The sequence below is a fragment of the Marinobacterium sediminicola genome (assembly GCF_022343685.1).
In the GTDB taxonomy this organism is placed as follows: Bacteria; Pseudomonadota; Gammaproteobacteria; order Pseudomonadales; family Balneatricaceae; genus Marinobacterium; species Marinobacterium sediminicola.
Map to the genome: position 1 here is coordinate 1,777,980 of NZ_CP092123.1, position 21,123 is coordinate 1,799,102.

General features: G+C 53.8%; 25 protein-coding genes. 11 read left to right on the forward strand and 14 right to left on the reverse strand.

What is annotated here, in order from left to right; all coding sequences use genetic code 11:
- Nucleotides 1-62: 62 nt before the first annotated feature.
- The 6 genes from acpP to LN244_RS08250 form a co-directional block, all read right to left on the reverse strand.
- On the reverse strand, nt 63-296 hold the full coding sequence (gene acpP / locus LN244_RS08225) for an acyl carrier protein (RefSeq protein WP_010323864.1): 234 nt from the start codon (nt 294-296) through the stop codon (nt 63-65).
- Nucleotides 297-476: 180 nt separating this feature from the next.
- Entirely contained in the window at nt 477-1,220 is a 744-nt protein-coding gene (gene fabG, locus LN244_RS08230) for a 3-oxoacyl-ACP reductase FabG (protein WP_239039320.1), read from the reverse strand.
- A gap of 27 nt (nt 1,221-1,247) precedes the next feature.
- Complete coding sequence (gene fabD, locus LN244_RS08235) at nt 1,248-2,177, reverse strand: ACP S-malonyltransferase (protein WP_239039321.1); 930 nt, start codon at nt 2,175-2,177, stop codon at nt 1,248-1,250.
- Between the two features lie 85 nt (nt 2,178-2,262).
- Nucleotides 2,263-3,321 carry a phosphate acyltransferase PlsX gene (gene plsX / locus LN244_RS08240; RefSeq protein WP_239039322.1) on the reverse strand — a complete coding sequence of 353 codons (1,059 nt, stop codon included), beginning with the start codon at nt 3,319-3,321 and terminating at the stop codon, nt 2,263-2,265.
- Between the two features lie 2 nt (nt 3,322-3,323).
- On the reverse strand, nt 3,324-3,503 hold the full coding sequence (gene rpmF, locus LN244_RS08245; RefSeq protein ID WP_239039323.1) for a 50S ribosomal protein L32: 180 nt from the start codon (nt 3,501-3,503) through the stop codon (nt 3,324-3,326).
- A gap of 17 nt (nt 3,504-3,520) precedes the next feature.
- Nucleotides 3,521-4,045: a YceD family protein gene (locus LN244_RS08250; protein WP_239039324.1), complete on the reverse strand. Its 525-nt coding sequence runs from the start codon at nt 4,043-4,045 to the stop codon at nt 3,521-3,523.
- A gap of 122 nt (nt 4,046-4,167) precedes the next feature.
- Here LN244_RS08250 and LN244_RS08255 point away from each other — a divergent pair, with 122 nt between their 5' ends.
- Nucleotides 4,168-4,764: a Maf family protein gene (locus tag LN244_RS08255; RefSeq protein WP_239039325.1), complete on the forward strand. Its 597-nt coding sequence runs from the start codon at nt 4,168-4,170 to the stop codon at nt 4,762-4,764.
- Here LN244_RS08255 and sppA read toward each other — a convergent pair.
- From sppA to paaN, 5 genes are all read right to left on the reverse strand, one after another.
- Nucleotides 4,752-5,783: a signal peptide peptidase SppA gene (gene sppA / locus LN244_RS08260; RefSeq protein WP_408904439.1), complete on the reverse strand. Its 1,032-nt coding sequence runs from the start codon at nt 5,781-5,783 to the stop codon at nt 4,752-4,754. The two genes, LN244_RS08255 and sppA, sit on opposite strands and share 13 nt — an antisense overlap.
- 22 nt (nt 5,784-5,805) lie before the next feature.
- A complete protein-coding gene (locus tag LN244_RS08265; protein WP_239039326.1) occupies nt 5,806-6,459 on the reverse strand; it encodes an HAD family hydrolase in 654 nt (217 codons plus the stop codon).
- Nucleotides 6,460-6,489: 30 nt separating this feature from the next.
- On the reverse strand, nt 6,490-7,236 hold the full coding sequence (locus LN244_RS08270) for an SDR family oxidoreductase (RefSeq protein ID WP_239039327.1): 747 nt from the start codon (nt 7,234-7,236) through the stop codon (nt 6,490-6,492).
- 145 nt (nt 7,237-7,381) lie between these two features.
- A complete protein-coding gene (locus LN244_RS08275) occupies nt 7,382-8,167 on the reverse strand; it encodes an enoyl-CoA hydratase-related protein (RefSeq protein WP_239039328.1) in 786 nt (261 codons plus the stop codon).
- A 14-nt stretch (nt 8,168-8,181) separates the two neighbouring features.
- A complete protein-coding gene (gene paaN, locus LN244_RS08280) occupies nt 8,182-9,852 on the reverse strand; it encodes a phenylacetic acid degradation protein PaaN (protein ID WP_239039329.1) in 1,671 nt (556 codons plus the stop codon).
- A 406-nt stretch (nt 9,853-10,258) separates the two neighbouring features.
- Between paaN and paaF the strand changes: the two genes are divergently transcribed.
- Genes paaF through paaK form a run of 6 tightly spaced genes read left to right on the forward strand, consistent with a single transcriptional unit; the run spans nt 10,259 to nt 16,388 of the window.
- Nucleotides 10,259-11,041 (forward strand): 2,3-dehydroadipyl-CoA hydratase PaaF, encoded by a 783-nt coding sequence (gene paaF / locus LN244_RS08285; RefSeq protein ID WP_239039330.1) that lies wholly within the window; start codon nt 10,259-10,261, stop codon nt 11,039-11,041.
- Nucleotides 11,042-11,044: 3 nt separating this feature from the next.
- Entirely contained in the window at nt 11,045-11,836 is a 792-nt protein-coding gene (gene paaG / locus LN244_RS08290; protein ID WP_239039331.1) for a 2-(1,2-epoxy-1,2-dihydrophenyl)acetyl-CoA isomerase PaaG, read from the forward strand.
- A gap of 2 nt (nt 11,837-11,838) precedes the next feature.
- A complete protein-coding gene (gene paaH, locus LN244_RS08295) occupies nt 11,839-13,350 on the forward strand; it encodes a 3-hydroxyacyl-CoA dehydrogenase PaaH (protein WP_239039332.1) in 1,512 nt (503 codons plus the stop codon).
- A complete protein-coding gene (gene paaI / locus LN244_RS08300) occupies nt 13,347-13,802 on the forward strand; it encodes a hydroxyphenylacetyl-CoA thioesterase PaaI (RefSeq protein ID WP_239039333.1) in 456 nt (151 codons plus the stop codon). Before paaH ends, paaI begins: the two co-directional genes overlap by 4 nt.
- Nucleotides 13,803-13,813: 11 nt before the next feature.
- Nucleotides 13,814-15,022, forward strand: a complete 1,209-nt coding sequence (gene pcaF, locus LN244_RS08305) for a 3-oxoadipyl-CoA thiolase (RefSeq protein WP_239039334.1) — start codon at nt 13,814-13,816, stop codon at nt 15,020-15,022.
- Between the two features lie 58 nt (nt 15,023-15,080).
- Nucleotides 15,081-16,388, forward strand: a complete 1,308-nt coding sequence (gene paaK, locus LN244_RS08310; RefSeq protein ID WP_239039335.1) for a phenylacetate--CoA ligase PaaK — start codon at nt 15,081-15,083, stop codon at nt 16,386-16,388.
- Nucleotides 16,389-16,455: 67 nt separating this feature from the next.
- Here paaK and rnk read toward each other — a convergent pair whose 3' ends face one another.
- Nucleotides 16,456-16,842: a nucleoside diphosphate kinase regulator gene (rnk, locus tag LN244_RS08315; protein ID WP_239039336.1), complete on the reverse strand. Its 387-nt coding sequence runs from the start codon at nt 16,840-16,842 to the stop codon at nt 16,456-16,458.
- 380 nt (nt 16,843-17,222) lie between these two features.
- On the opposite strand from rnk, the gene LN244_RS08320 reads away from it, so the two are divergent.
- Complete coding sequence (locus LN244_RS08320) at nt 17,223-17,654, forward strand: RrF2 family transcriptional regulator (RefSeq protein WP_239039337.1); 432 nt, start codon at nt 17,223-17,225, stop codon at nt 17,652-17,654.
- 88 nt (nt 17,655-17,742) lie between these two features.
- Nucleotides 17,743-18,654 (forward strand): DMT family transporter, encoded by a 912-nt coding sequence (locus LN244_RS08325; protein ID WP_239039338.1) that lies wholly within the window; start codon nt 17,743-17,745, stop codon nt 18,652-18,654.
- Here LN244_RS08325 and LN244_RS08330 read toward each other — a convergent pair.
- The gene (locus LN244_RS08330; RefSeq protein ID WP_239039339.1) at nt 18,629-19,234 is read right to left on the reverse strand and encodes a hypothetical protein; all 606 of its coding nucleotides are present in this window, start codon (nt 19,232-19,234) and stop codon (nt 18,629-18,631) included. The genes LN244_RS08325 and LN244_RS08330 overlap by 26 nt on opposite strands.
- A 19-nt stretch (nt 19,235-19,253) precedes the next feature.
- Nucleotides 19,254-19,601: a PilZ domain-containing protein gene (locus LN244_RS08335; RefSeq protein ID WP_239039340.1), complete on the reverse strand. Its 348-nt coding sequence runs from the start codon at nt 19,599-19,601 to the stop codon at nt 19,254-19,256.
- Nucleotides 19,602-19,802: 201 nt separating this feature from the next.
- On the opposite strand from LN244_RS08335, the gene LN244_RS08340 reads away from it, so the two are divergent.
- Together LN244_RS08340 and LN244_RS08345 are read left to right on the forward strand one after the other, a co-directional pair.
- Nucleotides 19,803-20,381: a rhodanese-like domain-containing protein gene (locus LN244_RS08340; protein ID WP_239039341.1), complete on the forward strand. Its 579-nt coding sequence runs from the start codon at nt 19,803-19,805 to the stop codon at nt 20,379-20,381.
- A 66-nt stretch (nt 20,382-20,447) separates the two neighbouring features.
- Nucleotides 20,448-21,122, forward strand: a complete 675-nt coding sequence (locus tag LN244_RS08345) for a response regulator (RefSeq protein ID WP_239039342.1) — start codon at nt 20,448-20,450, stop codon at nt 21,120-21,122.
- The last annotated feature ends 1 nt before the right edge of the window (nt 21,123 follow it).

Sequence of the window (21,123 nt, forward strand, 5' to 3'; positions counted from 1 at the left end):
AAGAAAAGCCGCACTATATTCGCATATAGATGCGGCTTTTCGACTAATTCTGTGGGGATTGATTACTGATGAGCGTTGATGTAATCGATCGCCAGCTGAACAGTAGTGATCTTTTCAGCTTCTTCGTCAGGGATTTCGGTCTCGAATTCCTCTTCCAGAGCCATAACCAGCTCAACAGTGTCCAGGGAGTCAGCGCCCAGGTCTTCGACGAAGGAAGCAGAGTTAACAACTTCTTCTTCTTTAACGCCCAGCTGTTCAGCGATGATTTTCTTTACGCGCTCTTCAATGTTACTCATATCTCTTCCTATTTTTTCTCAATACCATCACATCGCAGGATGCGATTTGGAATTTTAGAAAACCCATTACGCTCTGGCAACAAGCGTGACGGTGTGAATTTCATAATCCGTCAACTGACGGCCAATTATCAACAAATCCGAAGAAAACACAAATCTTTATGTAGTCGGTATTGCTCCGAATCAGGACATGTACATTCCGCCGTTCACATGGATGGTATCACCGGTGACATAGGCACCGCCGTTACCAGCCAGGAAACCGACTACAGCCGCGATCTCTTCTGGCCGCCCAAGACGGTTCATCGGAATCTGTGCCTGCAGGTGCTGCTTGTGCTCGTCAGCCAGTCCTGCGGTCATGTCAGTATCAATGAAGCCGGGAGCAACGCAGTTCACTGTAATGTTACGAGAGCCGACTTCACGGGCCAGAGCACGGGTAAAACCTTCCATGCCGGATTTGGCAGCCGCATAGTTGGTCTGACCGGCGTTACCCATGGACGCAACCACCGAACTGATGTTGATAATACGACCCCAGCGCGTCTTGGTCATACCGCGAAGGCAGCCTTTTACAAGACGATAGATGGAGTTCAGGTTGGTGTTAATCACGCCATCCCATTCATCGTCCTTCATGCGCATCAGGATGTTGTCTTTGGTGATACCGGCATTGTTGACCAGGATTTCGATAGTGCCAAAATCAGCCTGAATGCTCTTCAGGACTGTTTCTATAGAGGCCGAATCAGAAACATCCAGGACCAGGCCGGTGCCTTTGTTACCCGCCTCGGCCAAGTAGGCAGAAATGGTTTCGGCACCACTCTCACTGGTCGCCGTCCCGATCACTACCGCGCCCTGCGATGCCAGGTTGATAGCGATCGCCTTGCCAATACCGCGAGTCGCCCCGGTCACCAGTGCAACTTTACCTTCAATACTCATGATCGTATTCCTAATATCCGTTTATGTTCAGCCCAGCGCTTTCTCAAGACCGGCAGGATCGCTGATAGACACACCATTCAACGAGCGGTCGATTTTCTTGATGAGGCCAGTCAGGACCTTGCCCGGACCGCATTCGATCAGCGTATCGGAACCCTCAGAGGCAATTTTCTGTACTGATGCAGTCCAAAGCACCGGGCTGTACAGCTGAGCCACAAGGTTATCACGCAGCATATCAAGATCATCAGCGACGCTGGCAGCAACGTTTTGAACCACAGGGATTTCTGGCTGCTGGAGGTCTATCTGACCGAGAGCTTCAGCCAGTTTTTCGGCGGCAGGCTTCATCAGTGCACAGTGAGAAGGCACGCTGACAGGCAGAGGAACTGCACGCTTGGCGCCGGCCGCCTTACAGGCTTCGATGCCGCGCTCAACAGCTGCTTTTTCACCCGCGATCACAACCTGCCCTGGACAGTTGTAGTTCACCGGCGATACCACACCACCCTGAGCAGCGTCCTCACAGGCCTTGGCGATTGCATCGTCGTCCAGCCCCAGAATGGCAGCCATGGCACCGCTACCGGCAGGCACAGCCTGCTGCATGTACTCGCCACGCAGCTTAACCAGACGCACGCCATCTGCCAGAGAAAGAGCACCGGCACACACCAGAGCAGTATATTCACCCAGGCTATGCCCTGCCATGACGGACGGCTTTGCACCACCCTGCTCCTGCCACAGACGCCAGAGAGCAACGCCCGCTGTCAGCAGCGCCGGCTGAGTATTTTCAGTGCTGTTCAGAGCCTCTTCCGGGCCTTCCTGGGTCATTTTCCAAAGATCAAAGCCAAGTGCATCGGAGGCTTCAGCGAAGGTCTGCTCTATAATCGGGTGTGCTGCAGCAAGCTCGGAGAGCATTCCCAGCTGCTGAGAGCCCTGACCAGGAAAAACGAAAGCAAGCGTTTGCGACATGGTTTCCCCATATTCTGTACAAGTGACTTCAATACCCTGCCTCTTGAGCAGAGACAGGGCTTTAAAGGCCGTTAGTGTACAACATTCAGGGGTAATTAGAACGCCCCGCTGATGCGGGGTCGCTTGAATTGATCAGGTAGTGTTCCAGGTGTTCACTGATGCGTCCAGGGATATTCATCTCAACTTCAGACACAGCCTGATCAATCGCGTGAGCAAAACAGTTGCGATTAGCACCGCCATGACTCTTGATTACGATCCCTTGAAGGCCCAGCAAGCTGGCCCCATTCTGCTTGCCCGGATCGAGCTGCTGCTGTAATTCGTGAATGACGGGACGTGCCAGTAATGCCAGCAGTCGACGATACACATTGCGACTGAAGCTTTTGCGCACCTTGCGACTGATCAGCCGCGCGAGACCTTCACTGCTCTTCAGCGCTATGTTGCCAACAAAACCATCGCACACAACCAGATCCGCCTTGCCAGAGAACACACCATCCCCTTCAACGAAGCCGATATAGTTCAGATCCGGCTGCTCCGCCAACAGGCGAGAGGCCAGTTTGACTTGCTCGTTACCCTTGATCTCTTCTGCCCCGATATTGAGCAGCGCCACGGTGGGTGACTCTATGTGTGCCACAGCCTTAAGCATCACGGACCCCATGATGGCAAACTGCAGCAAGTGCTCTGCCGAACAGTCCACGTTTGCCCCGAGATCAAGCATGTGGCTGTAGCCTCTCATGGTAGGGATGGCCGACGTGATTGCCGGGCGGTCTATCCCGGGCAGCATCTGGAGGATGCCGCGCCCCATCACCATCAACGCCCCCGTATTACCGGCACTGACACACGCCTGAGCCTGACCGGCGGCAACAGCCTGCAGCGCAATATACATGGAGGAATCTTTCCGGCGACGTAATGCAAAGGTCGGTCGCTCATCCATTGCCACTACAGTTTCGGCATGCAAAAGCTCAATGCGAGGGTGTTCGGAATGACCTAGACGTTTCAGTACAGACGCGATTTGATCTTGATGACCGACCAGAAGAATGGTCAGGGATGGATGACGCTCAAGCGCGTCCAGTGCAGCAGGAACTGTAACGCGGGGACCGAAGTCCCCGCCCATTGCATCAACAGCGATGCAATACTGTGCTGTCAAGCTTACTCGTCGCCTTTGGCAACTACCTGACGGCCACGGTAAAAGCCGTCAGCGCTGACGTGGTGACGACGGTGGGTTTCACCGGTAGTTGCGTCTACAGACAGAGTCGGGTTGCTCAGGGCATCGTGGGAACGACGCATGTCGCGACGTGAACGAGACTTTTTGTTCTGCTGTACTGCCATGGTATGTAGCTCCTGGTTTAACTCTTATCGGCCTTTTCTTTAAGCTGGGCCAATACACTAAAGGGGTTGGGTTTTTCTTCCTGCGTCCGGGCCGTTTCCACGTCACCGAACGAGGTCTGAATACTGCAGTCATCGTGATACGGCACAAGCGGCAGACTCAGCATCAGCTCGTCCTCGATAACTGGCAGCAGTTCAATCTCGTCCGTCTCCATGATCAGAGGATCATAGTAACGGGGCAAATTCTCCGCCTGCTGCTCAGTCAATGCAACCGCGAGATTGAGCGTGGCTTCAATCTCAACATCAACCGGTTCCAAGCATCGCTGACATGTCATGCTGACAGTGCCATGCATCTTGCCGCTCAGAACACGCAGGCCCTGTTCATCCTTGGCAAACGAAACCTCAGCATCAATACTGCCGCTGTCATCTACCAAGAAGGATGCAAGACGAGGCATATCAGCAATAGCTGCTGGGCCTTGGAATACCGCTTCCCGCTCGGCAAGTTTGCGAGGGTCAACTTTTTTCGGTAATGGACCGTACGACATAAGCGCGCAATTCTATGGTTAGAACCCCTTGCTGTCAAAGAAAATAGGGGTTTAAGCAATTAAAATTAGGGTTACTATGATACCAGAAATATTTGTAACCTGTGGTCTCAAAAGGAAATATCATGTTACCCACCCTGGTACTCGCCTCAAGCTCACCCTGGCGACGGGAAATCCTGGATAAATTGGGCCTGCCATATCGCACCAAGCACCCCGATATCGACGAGACACCGCTGGGCGCTGAAACAGCAGCGGCGCTAGTCTCGCGCCTGGCTGAAGAAAAAGCCAGAGCTGTAGCACCCTCTTTTCCGGATGCACTGGTGATCGGCTCTGATCAGGTAGCGGTACTTGACGATGTCATTATCGGCAAGCCTGGCACCCACGATCGCGCCAAGGATCAACTGCGCTCCCTTTCAGGACGGTCAGTCACCTTTCTTACCGGGCTGTGCCTGCTTAACACCAAAACCGGACGAGTCCAGACCGAGGTGATCCCTTATCAGGTACATTTCAGGGACCTTAACGAAGACATGATTGAGGGCTACCTGACCCACGAGCAGCCCTATAACTGCGCCGGTAGCTTTAGATCAGAAGGTGCCGGAATCGCGCTCTTTGAGCGCCTTGAGGGTGATGATCCAAACACCCTCATCGGCCTTCCGCTCATTCGACTTGTCCGAATGCTGGAGGCCGAAGGGGTTGTTCTGTTTCAAACTCAGCGTAGCTGATAGTCGCTTTTAAGCCCCATCTGCAAAGCCAGCTCCTTGGCCACACCGATACCCAGGCGCTCGATAATTCGGTCAAGCGCTTTGGGTCGCGAGGTATAATCGATGAGCTTTTCAGCCCCGACAATGTCGCGCGCCACCATGGAGCTGCTGCCAAGACCATCAATCAAACCAAGCTCCAGAGCCTGCTCCCCGGTCCAAACCAGTCCGGAGAAGATTTCCTCACCACCCTTGAGCCTGCCACCTCTGCCCTGCTTTACTTGGGCGATAAATTGCTGATGTGTTGTATTAAGCACCGACTGCCAGAATTCACGATCCTTATCCTTTAAGGGCGTGAAGGGATCAAGGAAGGCCTTGTTCTCACCAGCTGTCAGGGTGCGACGCTCCACCCCAAGCTTGTCAATCAGCTCTACAAAACCAAAGCTGGATGAAATCACTCCAATAGAGCCAACCAGACTGGCCTTGTCAGCATAAATTTCATCAGCGGCCGCGGCGATATAATAAGCACCTGAAGCACCGATGTCGGTAATGACCGCATAAACTTTTTTGTCAGGATGAAGTGCGCGCAGGCGTTTGATCTCATCGTATACATAACCGGCCTGAACTGGACTACCGCCGGGGCTGTTAATCCTCAGGATGATGGCTCGACTGCGTTCCGCTTTAAAAGCATCACGAAGCGCATGGATGATCGTATCGGCACTGGCCTCCTCGTCATCCATAATAGGACCCTTCACTTCTACGATTGCAGTATGATCCTGAGGCACAACCTTGTCTGCATCCAGATCCTTGCCCACATAGAAAATAGCCAGCAGTGAAAACAGATATACGAACGTCAGCAGCTTGAAGAAAATCCCCCAGCGACGTGAGCGCCTGTGCTCGACGTGCAAGCTGTTGACCATCTTTTCGATCAATCGCCACTCTTTCTGGGTGCCGGGACGACCATCCCCGGTTCCTTTAGTACTGTCAGAAGCTGCTTGCGGCGTCGAGGACGCTCCTGATTCACCCCAATGATTATCGCTCACAATATTCCCTCATTCGATCTAGTTACGCTGACAGACCATCCAGCCAGGATTCCAGTTCCGCAAAATGGTGAATCTCTTTCACCGGCCGGAGCACTCTGAGTCTATCCAAATGATGAGCCCCATAACTGACAGCAACCGTATCCATTCCTGCCATCTGCCCCATTTCGAGATCATATTCCGTATCACCAATCATCAGTGCTTGCTGTCGTGGCACACCGGTTTCTTCCAGCAGCTCATGCAGCATATGCGGATCGGGCTTGGATGTGGTTTCATCTGCACAGCGACTGGTCTCAAACAGCGAACCAATTCCGGTCTGAGCAAAGACATGCTCAAGACCGGTACGACTTTTTCCGGTCGCAACCGCCAGGCGATAGCCCTTTGCTTTCAGGCTCTCCAGAGTACGCTGAACCCCGGGGAACAATTCCGTCGGCGTTTCGTCGGCCTCAAGATAATGATGCGCATAGCGCTGACGCAGAGGCTCGATGATGACATCGCCCTCATTAGGGAACAGCGCCTTGATCGCCTCCGGCAGCCCCAGACCGATAATATCCTTGGCCGCATCCCAACTCGGCTCAGGCAGTCCCAGATCACGGGCAGATGCGCGAATACTGGATGCAATACGCTGAGTGGAATCGATGATGGTGCCATCCCAGTCGAATATCAGTAGCTTGTACAAGCTTAGCTCCTTTAACGCGTGATCGCTTAATCAGTTTTCCTGGCGCGTCGGCCAGATCAGCAGCTCGCCCACATCCACATGCTGCGGCTGCTCCAGCGCATAGATAATCGCGTTGGCAATATCCTCCGGCTTGAGCATGCTGGCTGCATCACCGTACATGTTGCTCTTCACTATGCCGCGAATTTTGTCGTGCCCGATGCTGTCAGGCAGCTCGGTATCAACGGAGCCGGGCTGAATGTCGGTCACACGCACGCCAAAGCGAATCGCTTCTTTACGCAGCGTTTCGGAAATGGCGCGCACGGCATGCTTGGTACCGGCATAAACGCCTGCGCTCGGATAGGTTGTTCGGGCCGCAATGGAGCTGACATTGATGATGTGTCCCTGCTTGCGTTCAGCCATGCCTGAATAAACGGCATGAATGGCGTAAAGCACTCCCTTGATATTGACATCAATCATCTGCTCCCACTCATCAACACGACCGTTGATGATCGGACTGATTGGCATGGTACCGGCATTATTGATCAGGATATCGATGCCACCCAGAGCAGCCATACGCTCACCTGCAGCCTCAATTGCCTGCCGATCTGATACGTCCAACGGCTCAAGATGTACCAGTGCACCGCTATGACGAAGTTCGTGTGCCAGCGCCTCCAAACGGTCAGCGCGACGTGCCGACAGGACCAGCTCTGCACCTTCAGCCGCAAGGGCCTTTGCTGTTGCCTGACCAATACCCGAGCTGGCACCCGTTACCCAGGCGCGCTTTCCTTTGAATTTCATTAGGTTACCCATTCAAGTTAAGCAAATTTCAACAATCCGGCCAGACCATATTCTGAACCAAGCCCCAAGGGGCGTCCACCTGCCCCTTAACGAAAAAACCGCTGGCGCAAGCGGCAGCGGTTTTAATCAGACCAAGCAATGCGGATCAGCGATGCTTGAATTCCGGCTTACGCTTTTCAGCAAAGGCATTCATGCCTTCTGCGCAATCTTCGAAGGCGAAGGTTGACTGGAAAGCATGACGCTCATGACGCAACCCGTCGGCCAGATGAGCATCCACGGCCATATTGACCGCCTGCTTGATCATGCTGACAGCAGGAGCAGAGTTGGACGCAATCTTGCGTGCAGTCTTGAATGCCGCTTCCAGCAACTCCTCGGCCGGAACAATGCGTGATACCAAGCCACTGCGCTCTGCCTCTTCCGCATCCATCATGCGACCGGTCAAGCACATCTCCATAGCCTTTGCCTTTCCAACAGCCTTGGTCAGACGCTGAGTGCCACCGGCCCCCGGCATGGTGCCGATACCGATCTCAGGCTGGCCGAACTTGGCCGTCTCGGCTGCAATGATGAAGTCACACGCCATAGCCATTTCACAACCGCCACCCAGCGCAAAACCGGCAACCGCAGCAATGACAGGCTTGCGAGCTTCATCAATGGCACGCCAGCAATCCCGTTTCACATAGGGAAAGTTAAGCGCATACAGAGAAGCGAAGTTGTGTTCCTTCATCTCCTTGATATCGGCACCTGCGGCAAACACCTGCTCACCACCGGTCAGCAGAATGCAGCGGACGTTATTATCCGCCTCAAGAGCATCGATTGCCTGACCCAACTCGGAGGTCAGCTGGAGGTTAAGCGCATTCATTGCCTTCGGTCGATTCAGCGTGACGATACCGACACCATCGCGCACTTCAACCAGTACAGTTTCGAATTCCATCAATCGATCCTCGCTCACTTCGGGTGACGACGGCTCTGAACGAAGCGGAAACGGTTGGCAACGAACGCATGGTCAGCCAGGGAAGCATTCGCAGCCGGGTTGCCACCGGTACCGTGGAAGTCACTGAAAGCCGCGCTCTGGTTGACGAACACGCCACCTGTCAGGTTGATACTCAGAGCAACGCAGGCATCCAGAGCAGCTTCTTCGATTTTCTCCAGCTGAGCATTGTCACTGCTGTAGCAACCCATGGTGATGGCACCATGCTTCTTGACCACATCACGAGCCAGTTCGATGCTGTGATCGCGGCTATCGGTCGCAATGATGAAGCTGATCGGACCAAACAGCTCCTGGCCCCATACATCTTCCTTATCGGCGTCGATGGTCATGATCAGCGGGCTGCGCACGCGTGCGTTTTCAAACTCAGGGTGCGTCAACACCTCTGAATCACGAACGACTTTACCCAAACCTTTGCTGTCCAGGATACGCTGAGCAGTGGCTTCAGACTGGATAGCACCCAGAACCATGGCGGCACGGTCAGGATCAGACAGGAACTTGGTCACACCGGAAGCGATCGCTTCAGCAACCTCGTCAAAGCTCTTGTGCCCGAGGTCGGTTTCGATACCGTCTTTCGGCACAAAAATATCCTGAGTCGTGGTACACATCTGGCCAGAGTAAAGACTCAGAGTGAAGGCCAGGTTTCGCACCATGCCTTTGAAATCATCGGTCGAGTCAATGATGATGGTGTTGGCGCCGGCCTTCTCGGTGTATACCAGCGCCTGCTTGCAGTTCTGTTCCAGCCAGTCACCGAAAGCGGTATTACCGGTAAAATCGATCACCTTGACTTCCGGGCGCTGAGCCAGGGTCATGGTTTCGGGCTTCGCGGGATCGGCATCAACGAACAGTGAAACGATATGCGCGGGCAGCCCCTGCTCCTTGAGTACTTCCTGAGCGATCTTGACGCTGATAGCAGCTGGCAGTACAGCTGCCGGGTGCGCCTTCACGACAACCGGGTTACCGGTTACCAGTGAAGCAAACATGCCCGGGTAAGTATTCCAGGTCGGGAAGGTGGAGCAGCCAATCACAAGACCGACACCACGACCGCACGCTGTAAATTTTTTCTCCATGACCAGCGGGTCATGTTTGCCCTGCGGCTTGGTCCAGGTTGCCTGAGCAGGAACGCTCGCCATGGTTTCGTAACCGTAGGCAACCGCTTCCAGACCGCGGTCCTGCGCATGAGGACCACCTGCCTGAAACGCCATCATGAAGCCCTGACCGGAAGTGTGCATCACGGCATGAGCAATCTCGAAGCTGTGCTTGTTCAGGCGATCCAGAATTTCCAGACAGATGCCGGTACGACCTTCTACACCCTGATCACGCCACACCTTGCGTGCATCTTCCATAGCCGGGAGCAGCTTGTCCATGTCGACGGTCGGGTACTGTACATTCAGCTCCATGCCATAAGGAGAGACTTCGCCACCCACACGACCACTGATGCCAGGCATCTCAAGTTCGAAAGGCTTGTTCAGATGAGACTTGAATGCAGCCTCGCCTTCAGCCGCTGCAGTCTCGCCATAGGCGCGGGGACTGGGGTTTTCAGACCAGGGGCTGAAGTAGTCGCGGCTGTGGATCGCTGCCAGCGCACCATCCAGGGTCGCTTTATGCTTGGCAAAAAGATTCTCGCTCATCAGGGATCTCCCATTGTGCTCGGCGCCGACATGATACGGCGCTGACTTGTTCTGTTTATTGGTCCCAGACCAGGATCAAACGCAGTCAAACAAGGTTATGAATGCCCTGCAGGCTCCACAACCCAGCGTATCGAAATGATCCTGACTATAGTATTCATGATCGTAGGCCACACGATACAACAATCATTGTGATACGAAAAGAACAATATGGTCTCTAAATATTGTATCTCTTTTGGCTTTTGGGGTAATCTTGCCAAAACTCTGGGTGTAGTATGGCCTCTCTACTATAGCGGATCCAGAAATTGCTGCATGCCGCGGAAATCGTGCCTGCGCACCCAAATGTGTCCGGTAGACACCAATAAGATCATACCGGGCAGAATAACAAAACACAGATGACGGTATTTCTATGCAACATGAGTATCAGGACATTCTTGTCTCCGCGGTTTCTGATGGTGTACTGACCATCACCCTCAACCGCCCGGAAGCCTATAATGCCCTGCGCACCCAGCTACTCAGTGAAATCGCTGAAGTCCTTCAGTGGGCAACAGGTAATGATGAAGTGCGTGCAGTCGTGCTCACAGGCAATGAAAAAGTCTTTGCGGCGGGCGCAGATATCAAGGAAATGGCAGCTCTGGATGCTGTTGGCGTGCTGAATGATCCACGCGTCCTCCACTGGCGCACTATTGCACAGTTCCCGAAACCCTTGATTGCAGCTGTTAACGGCTTCGCACTGGGTGGTGGATGTGAACTGGTGATGCATGCAGACATTGTCATCGCTGGCGACAATGCCCAATTCGGTCAACCTGAAATCAATCTCGGCATCATCCCGGGCGCAGGTGGAACTCAGCGCTTGCTGCGTACCGTTGGCAAATCCATGGCCATGCAACTGGTATTGTCTGGTGAGTTCATTTCGGCAGCACAGGCTCGTGATTTCGGCCTGATTAGCGAAGTTACAATCCCTGAGCGGACTCTTGACCGTGCAACCGAACTGGCCCGCAAGATTGCAACCAAACCCCCGATTGCTGTTCGACAGGCGAAAGAGGTTCTGCTCAAGGCCTATGACACCACCCTTGAAAGCGGCTTGAGCCTGGAGCGCAAGGCTTTCACGCTATTGGCGGCGACAGCTGATCGTAACGAAGGCATTGCTGCTTTCATGGAAAAACGTAAACCGAACTTCACAGGAAAATAAGACATGTCTTACGAAACGATTGAATTCGAGATTACTGACGGGGTTGCGGTATTGACCCTCAACCGTCCGGACCGGATGAACAGTTTCAATACCCAGATGCATGCTGAAGTTCGTGATGCGCTGAAGCAGGCCAAGAAGGACGAAGCGGTTCGCTGCTTGCTCATCACCGGCAATGGCCGCGGCTTCTGTGCCGGTCAGGATCTGAGTGATCGCAATGTAGACCCTAATGCCGAGATGCCAAACCTGGGCGAGTCCATTGAAAAGAATTACAACCCTCTGATCCGTACCCTGCAGGGCCTCGAAATGCCTGTCATCTGTGCAGTAAACGGTGTTGCGGCCGGAGCAGGCGCCAATATCGCATTTGCCTGTGACATCGTACTGGCGGCCCGTTCTGCGTCCTTCATTCAGGCATTCTGCAAGATCGGCCTGGTGCCGGACTCCGGTGGTACCTGGACCCTTCCCCGCCTGGTCGGCCATGCCCGCGCAATGGCTCTTTCCATGCTGGGCGACAAGATCAGTGCCGAACAGGCAATGGCCTGGGGCATGATCTGGAAATGTGTTGACGATGAAAATCTGAAAGAAGAAGCGCTGGCGATGGCCAAGCAGCTGGCAACTCAGCCCACCAAGGGCCTGGCACTGATCAAGCGCGCCATTCAAGCCAGCTGGGACAACAGCTTTGACGAGCAGCTCGACCTTGAGCGCGACCTGCAGACCCTCGCTGGCCGCACCGAAGATTATCGTGAAGGCGTTTCCGCTTTCATGGCAAAACGTCAGCCCAACTTCAAAGGCAAGTGATGATGAGCATGTTTACCACTGAATCCGTTATCGGTGTTATTGGCGCCGGCACCATGGGCGCGGGCATCGCTCAGGTTGCAGCCAATGCCGGTCACCCTGTTCTGCTGTTCGATGCTGCCGAAGGTGCGGCTGCACGCGGCCGCGAAGGCGTAGATAAAGGTCTGCAGAAGCTGGTTGCCCGCGGCAAGATGAAGGCTGAAGACGTGGAGGCCCTGATGAGCCGTATCCAGGTCATCGAGTCCCTCGAAGACATGGCTCCTGCTGCTCTTGTCATTGAAGCGATCGTTGAGCGTCTTGACGTCAAACAGAGCGTATTCGGCCAGCTTGAAGACATCTGCTCCGAGCAAACAGTATTGGCGACCAACACCTCATCGATTTCTGTGACCGCCATCGGCAGCACGCTGAAGCGCCCACAGAATCTGGTCGGCATGCATTTCTTCAACCCGGCACCGATCATGAAGCTGGTTGAGGTCATCAGCGGCCTGGACACCAAGGCTGAGATCGCCAGTGCAATCTATGATCTATCCGTCAGCTGGGGCAAAAAACCGGTACATGCCAAGTCGACTCCTGGCTTCATCGTCAACAGGGTTGCCCGCCCCTTCTATGCGGAAGGCTTTCGCATCTTCCAGGAAGGCGGTGCCGATAATGCCACCATTGATGCTGTTATTCGCGAAGCCGGCGGATTCCGTATGGGCCCGTTCGAACTCACGGACCTCATCGGCCATGACGTAAACTATGCCGTCACCTCATCCGTTTTTGCCGCCTATTATAACGACCAGCGTTTCTTGCCGTCGCTGATTCAGCTGGAACTGGTGAACGCAGGCCATTTCGGCCGCAAGACCGGCAAGGGATTCTACGACTACAGTGAAGGTGCCGAGAAACCTGTTCCTCAGACCGCCGAAGCGGCCGCCAAGCCTTCCAGTGTAACCATTGAAGGTGACCTGGGCGTTGCTGAGCCGCTTGTTGCTCAGTTTGAAGCAGCCGGTATCGAGGTTATCCGTACCGAGGGTGATGGTCGCATTCAGGTCGGCGATGCCACTCTGATGCTGACCAATGGGCAGTTCTCCACTGTGCGCGCAGCAGAGATCAGCAACCGCAACCTGATCCATTTTGACCTGGCCCTCGATTACGCTCAGGCGACACGCATCGCCCTGGCCCCAGCAGACAAGGCTGATACCAAGGCTGTCGAATTGGCCGTTGGTCTCTTCCAGGCGGCTGGCAAGGCTGTCAGCATTATCGATGATATTCCTGGCATGATTGTCATGCGTACGCTGGCCATGCTGGCCAATGAAGGCTTTGACGCCGTCAACCAGCAGGTCTGCAACGAAGAAGCTGTCGATATTGCCATGCAGGGCGGTGTCAACTATCCGCGCGGCCCGATCAACTGGGCTACAGAAGTCGGTCTGTCACGCATTCTGAACGTACTGCGTAATCTGGGTGCTAGCTACGGTGAAGACCGCTACCGCCCTTCTCCGTTGTTGTTGCGCAAAGTTGCCGGAGGTCGTCAGGCATGAGCACATCGACTATGACACCAGAGCAGCTGGCAACAGCATGCAGCGCTGCCATGCATGAAACGGATTACGCCGCCCAAGGCCTGTGTATCGAGATCGAGGAAACCCGGCCGGGTTACGCACGACTGAGCATGAAAGTCCGTAAGGACATGCTCAACGGGCATGGCATGTGCCATGGCGGTTTTATTTTTGCACTGTCCGATACGGCTTTCGCGCACGCCTGCAACAGCTACAACAAGGTTACTGTCGCGAGCGGATGCAGTATTGAATACGTCGCTCCCGGCTTTCTTGACGACACACTGACCGCAGTTGCTCAGGAACGTCAGCGCAAGGGACGTACAGGCGTATACGACATCACCGTTTACAACCAGAACAATGAAGAGCTGGCTTTCTTCCGTGGCAAGTCCTACCAGATCAAGGGGACACTGCTGCCGGAAGACGAGACCGCCATCTGAGGAGAGACCCAATGAAAGATGCCTTTATCTGCGATGCGATCCGCACCCCGATCGGTCGTTATGCCGGCACCCTGGCCAGTGTTCGTGCTGACGACCTGGGCGCTATTCCGATGAAAGCGCTGATGGAGCGTAATCCGGATGTCGATTGGAGCCAGGTCGATGACGTGATCTACGGTTGCGCCAACCAGGCGGGTGAAGATAACCGCAACGTTGCGCGCATGTCTTCACTGCTGGCAGGCCTGCCCACAAGCGTACCGGGCACAACCGTCAACCGCCTGTGCGGCTCAGGTATGGATGCTGTGGGCCTGGCAGCTCGCTCCATCAAGTCAGGCGACACTGAACTGATGATTGCCGGTGGTGTTGAGTCCATGTCACGTGCGCCTTTCGTTATGGGCAAGGCTGAATCTGCCTTCTCCCGCGATCCGAACGGCCTGTATGACACCACCATTGGCTGGCGCTTCATCAACCCGTTGATGAAATCCCAGTACGGTGTGGACACCATGCCTGAAACGGCTGAAAACGTCGCTGAAGACTTCAACATCAGCCGTGAAGACCAGGACGCCTTTGCCGTACGCAGCCAGCAGCGCACCGCTGCAGCTCAGCAAAATGGCAAGCTGGCGGAAGAGATCGTGCCCGTCACCATCCCGCAGCGTAAGGGTGATCCGATCATCTTTGATACCGACGAGCACCCCCGTGCCAGCACTACTCTGGAAACCCTGGCCAAGCTGAAAGCGCCCTTCCGTGCCGGTGGTTCTGTAACAGCCGGTAACGCTTCAGGCGTCAACGACGGTGCCTGTGCCCTACTGATCGCTTCTGCTGAAGCGGCCAAGGCGCATGGTCTGACGCCGAAAGCTCGTATCGTTGCCATGGCAACAGCCGGTGTGGAGCCGCGCATCATGGGCTTTGGTCCCGCTCCGGCCGCCCGTAAGGTACTGGCCAAGGCTGGTCTGACGCTTGACGATATGGACGTGATCGAGCTGAACGAAGCGTTTGCTGCTCAAGCGCTGGCCGTTACCCGTGATCTCGGCCTGCCAGACGATGCAGCGCACGTTAACCCCAATGGCGGCGCCATTTCTCTTGGTCACCCGCTGGGCATGAGCGGTGCGCGCCTGATCACCACTGCCATGTATGAGCTGCACCGTACCGGCGGTCGCTATGCACTGTGCATGATGTGTATCGGTGTCGGTCAGGGCATCGCAACCATCATCGAACGCGTCTGATCCCCATTCAGGTGCCAGAATCAACATAATTATTACAGACAACGGGATAAGAAAAAGCATGACTATTCAACAGCCTCTGATGCGCGGATCCCTTGAAGAAATCGAGACTGCAAGCATTGATGAGCTGCGCCAGCTGCAGCTGCGTCGTTTGCGCTGGAGTCTTGTGCACAGCTACAACAATGTTCCCCATTTCAAGAAGAAGTGTGACGAGAAAGGTGTTCATCCGTTTGAGCTCAAAACGCTTGAAGATCTGAAGCACTTCCCGTTCACTACCAAGCAGGACCTGCGTGAAAACTACCCGTATGGGATGTTCGCCGTGCCGATGGAGGATGTGGTCCGTATCCACGCTTCTTCAGGTACTACCGGCAAGCCCACAGTTGTAGGCTATACCCAGGGTGATATCGATACCTGGGCTAACGTGGTAGCGCGCTCTATTCGTGCAGCAGGTGGCCATCGCGGCGACAAGGTACATGTTTCCTACGGATACGGCCTGTTCACCGGTGGTCTGGGTGCGCACTATGGTGCCGAGCGTCTGGGTTGCACCGTGATTCCAATGTCCGGTGGTCAGACCGAGAAGCAGGTACAGCTGATTCAGGACTTTGCACCTGACATCATCATGGTTACTCCATCCTACTTCCTGAACATTCTGGATGAGATGGAACGTCAGGGCGTGGACCCGCGTGAATTGCCGCTGCGTACTGGTATCTTTGGTGCCGAGCCCTGGACCGATGAGATGCGCAAGAACATCGAGCAGCGCGCAGGCATCAATGCAGTTGATATCTATGGTCTGTCAGAGGTCATGGGCCCGGGTGTCGCGATGGAATGTATCGAAACCAAAGACGGCCCCACCATTTGGGAAGACCACTTCTACCCTGAGATCATCGATCCGAACACCGGTGAAGTACTGCCTGACGGCGAATACGGTGAACTTGTGTTCACTTCACTGACCAAGGAAGCGATGCCGGTCATTCGTTACCGCACACGTGACCTGACTCGCCTGCTGCCGGGTACCGCACGCCCGATGCGCCGTATCGACAAGATTACTGGCCGTTCCGATGACATGCTGATTATTCGTGGCGTGAACGTATTCCCGACCCAGATCGAGGAGCAGATTCTGAAAGTGCCTGCTCTGGCACCACACTACGAAATCCTCGTGACCAAGAATGGTAACCTGGACATGGTTGAGGTTAAGGTTGAACTGTCGCCTGAAGCCACCGGCACTGATGAGACTGCGGTTATCAAGGAACTGCAGCACCACATCAAGTCCTACATCGGCATCAGCACCAAGATCAATATCGTGCCAGTGGGTAGTATCCCCCGTTCAGAGGGCAAGGCCAAGCGCGTTTTCGACCAGCGTAAAGGCTGATAAACGCTCCTCGCCAATGACAAAAAAGGCCGGTCACATGACCGGCCTTTTTCTTATCAACCAAAGTTCAAGCGTGGCTGACTTCAATAATTTTTACGTGACTGTGCTTGCCATCGGGCAGACGCCAGTCGATTTTCTGACCGACCTCAAGTCCAAGCAAAGCCGAGCCAATAGGCGCAACGATGGAGATAGCGTCTTCCTTACCCGCCATCTGGTGCGGATAATAGAGCGTACGGTGAAACTGACGGCCACTTTCTTCCACTTCAAAAGTCACCGTCGAGTTCATTCTCACAACATTGTCCGGCAGTTCATCCGCTGAGACCACTTCGGCACGATCCAGTTCGGCCCGCAAACCATCCAGAGCAGGATTATCACGATATTCCTTACGCTCCAGCATGGCTTCGAGTTGATCGATATCCTTTTCGGACACCTTGATACCGGGCATATCAGCCATTTATAACTCCATTGATATACAAAGTTGCACACCGTTTGGCGGTGCAAATGAAAAACAGGTTGTTAAGTGAAGTTCCCGAAAGCCTGCACTGATCTGATGCAGGCAGGATCAGATTCAGAGGCGGGCAAACGGGCCTGTGACACTGCAGGCCTGATACGTTTTCGATCTGAACGGGCTATACATGGGGCTCAAAAACATGAAAAGGCGCCGGTAAAGGCGCCTTATGAACTCATTAAATGTTCCGCTATTGATAACGCTTTCAAAGAGAAAAGGCAAGCATATAACACGCTTTTGAATACCTGTGTCACAGCTCTACCTTGATTATATTTCAGGTGGTTATTTAGTATCATCGTTAACAGCTATCACTTGAGACATTCGTAATGCAATTGAGTCGCTTCACTGATTACTCGCTTCGTGTACTGTTTTATGTGACCCTGAATTCTAACCGGCTGGCCACACTGAGCGAGATTGCTCAGTTCTATGACATCTCGCTGGAACACCTGCGAAAAGTTGTTCATGCCCTGGGCAAGAGCGGTCACCTTGAGACCTTTCGTGGCAAGAATGGCGGCATTCGTCTTGCTTTGGCGCCTGAAAGTATTAATTTGGGCACACTGATTCTACTGACAGAAGGCGCTGCCCCGTTGGTGGATTGTCTTCGGGGCCCATGCCGACTGGTCACCAGCTGTACACTTCAAACCGTTCTTGAAGAGGCGCGTCAGGCGTTTTTCGATACCTTGTCAAAATATACCCTGGCAGATTTGCTGACCCATAAGCCCCTGCGTGATGAGTTGATAGCCGTCGAATCGGCCTGACAAGAACGACTGAAGTCGATCAGGCCCAATAGCCCCTGTTCTACCCATCCAGCAAGTTCATAATCCCTCCACTTGATGAGCCCCCACCATGAGCAAGGATCAACACCCCTCAATCATTGCCGCATTCTGGATGACCGGAGCACTTTTTTCCTTTATGGCCATGGCGGTTTCAGGACGGGAGCTGTCACAGGACTTGTCCACTTTTCAGATTCTGTTTTTCCGCAGTTTGATCGGAGTATTTTTGATTGGCTTTCTGGTAGCCAGAAGCCGGCACGGCTGGTCTCAGTTAGCCACGAGGCGGACCAAAGGACACCTTATACGAAACCTTGCACACTTTGGCGGTCAGTATGGCTGGTTTTATGGACTGGCCTTTATCCCACTGGCTGAAGTGATTGCGATTGAGTTCACAACGCCGATCTGGACAGCTCTGCTGGCATGGCTTCTGCTGTCGGAACGGATTACCCTGCCGCGGCTGATCGCTCTTATTTTCGGTGTTAGCGGTCTGTTGCTGATTCTGCGCCCAGGAATGGAATCACTTCACCCGGCTTCATTTGCGGTGCTGGCAGGCGCCATGGGGTATGCCCTTTCCTACATCCAGACAAAGTCTCTGTCAGCAACCGATACGCCCCTGTGTATTTTATTTTACATGACAGTGATGCAGCTGCCGCTGGGTCTCATCCCCTCGGTGATGGACTGGAAAACGCCCGGGATGCACTCAATTCCCTGGATTCTTGTGGTGGCATTAACCGCGATGAGCGCACATTACTGCATGGCGCGGGCATTCAAGCTGGCAGATGCCACGGTCGTCGTGCCGATGGACTTTTTGCGTCTGCCATTGATTGCTGTTGTTGGCTATCTCTTTTACGAAGAAGTAATTGACTGGCCTGTTGCAGCAGGGGCAGGACTCATGCTGGCAGGCAACCTGATCAACATTCATGCGGAAAGGCGCAAATCTCCGCTGCGACATGAATCGCTCAGAGAACCTCTGTCACCAGAATGAGTTCACAGGCGCCGTTGCCCGTATCGTTACGGCTTAATGAACTGCGCCAACGCCAGCCATCATCACCACGCGCCTCAACCAGAAACCCCCGCAGGCGCAGCTGGTCATGTTCTTTAATCTGCTCCAGGCGATCCCTTACCTGCTGCGAGGCAGGGATAAGGTGCATATTGGCGCTACTGGTTTCGATCTGACGTCTGGGAATCGGCAGCGTATCTGCCCGCCAATAGTACCAACGACCGGACTGACGTATCTCGAACTGTTTGGCAACTTCAGGCTGAGCCATTTCGCCCCAGCCTAACGCGAAATCCCAGGGCGACAATTCAGCTTCTCGCCCCAGACTATAATCCTCGCGACCGAGCACACGAGCATCAATTGAAAACTCGGCAAGCAGCGTGAGGTCATACTCATTGAATCGAACTTCAGGAGCCGAAGACAGATTGAGCTGCACTGGCTGGTGACGATCAAAGGGTAGATTGACCACGGGCGTTGAAACGGGTGGCTGACGTTCCTCAAAAGGGTTTGTCAGCCATAGGCCGATCAGGAGGGCTGCAAACAGATACAGATGGAAAGATCTTAACAAACCGAGCCCCAACTGATGGTCAATTCAGATGTGCAGTCACAAAGTGGTCGATACTGTGAAGGGCCGACTCGTCAGTAGAGATGATATGCAACCCCAGACCGATACTGTCAGCCGCATTTCGACGTTTATAGATGATTCGGCAGTGACAGTGAAGCGCGCTGGTTTGCAGTCCAAAATGTAGCCACACCTCGGTTGCACCAAGCCCTTCGGGAGGTTGCAGGTCAGAAAGATCGTCTGCCCCTTCAACATAAAAACCACTGCGACTGATGTTGACGATCTGAACATCCACCATACGACCATCGGCAGTTTCCAGCTCTGCATTCACGTTGCACGGAATGCGGGGATAGATACGTCTTTCCTGAAACATTGTGTGAACCCGTTACCAAAACAATGGAGATAATCATATGCAGGCGTAGCAAGCACAGCAATGTCTGAAATCATGTTCTTCATAATCAATACCTTGCCCTAAGAGCTTACCCTTACTACTTCAGTACCGGTTGTTTGCCGCCAACGTAGAATTCAGCCTAAAAGCACACCAAGGTGTAATAGCATCATCGGAGAAACGCCTATGCATCGAATATTGCATCAACTCGTGGTGGCGATCCTTTCAGGGTCTTTCATTGGGCAGGTTTATGCTGAAGGTTCGGATATCGACATCATGTTCTCATGGGAAGGCTTCAGAGTTACCAAGTATCGTAGCCCAACCCCTGAGTTCGCCGAAGGCGGTCAGCGTATCGATACAATCTCCCTTCAGGATATGAACCAACAGCAGCCCAAGCCTGCATTGATTGATGTACAGCCGGTGCGCTGGCAGGATGGCATCTTCCTGCAAAGCAAGCCCCGCTTCAATCTCCCGGGCAGCATCTGGATGCCTAACGTGGGGCTGGGGGAGCTGGAACCTGAGTGGGCTGATTACTTCAGTAAAGGCTTGCGTCAGGCCAGTTCAGGTAAAATGGATTACCCACTGGTCATATACTGCACAGCCGATTGCTGGATGTCATGGAATGCAGTTAAGCGCGCCTCGGTCTGGGGCTACACCCAGGTGTATTGGTACGCTGAAGGCACTGACGGCTGGAAAGAGGCTGATTTGGCACTGGAGAAGGCGACACCCTTGCCTTTCCCGGTTACTCTACAGCCTGGCAATTGAGACATAAGATTTGAGACGGATGGTCCTTGAGTGCCTGAATAATAACGATAAATGGGGAATAACAACGTGTATAAAATTCTCATCGCCGACGACCATCCTCTGTTTCGAGAAGCCATCACCAATGTGATCGAATCGGGTTTTCCAGAAGCTGAAACCTTCGAAACTGAAGATCTTGAATCGGCGCTTGAATTGGCTCAACAGCATGATGACTTGGATCTTGTTCTGTTGGATCTGAACATGCCTGGCATGAATGGCCTGAATGGCCTTATTTCATTGCGCAATGAAGCACCGACCATACCAGTCGTTATCGTATCTGCCGAAGACGACAAGCAGATTGTGTTGCAAGCGATCACCTGTGGCGCAGTGGGCTTTATCTCCAAGTCTTCACCCAGAGCGCAAATGACAGAAGCACTGCAACAAATTCTTGATGGTAATGTTTATCTGCCTTCTGACATCATTCGCCAGACTGAACAGGACAGCAATCGTCGCAACCGGCGCAGCAATGAGCACCCACAAATTGCCCCTGAACTCCTGTCCTCTTTGACTCGACGACAGCTGTTGGTGCTGGAAAGAATGGCCAAGGGTGAGTCAAACAAGCAGATTGCCTACAACCTGCACATCGCAGAAACGACCGTTAAGGCTCATGTTTCGGCTATCTTGCGTAAACTGGGCGTGCACAACCGGGTACAGGCGATTCTGTCAGCAAGCGATATCGACTTCGCGCAATATCTTCGTCGCTGAA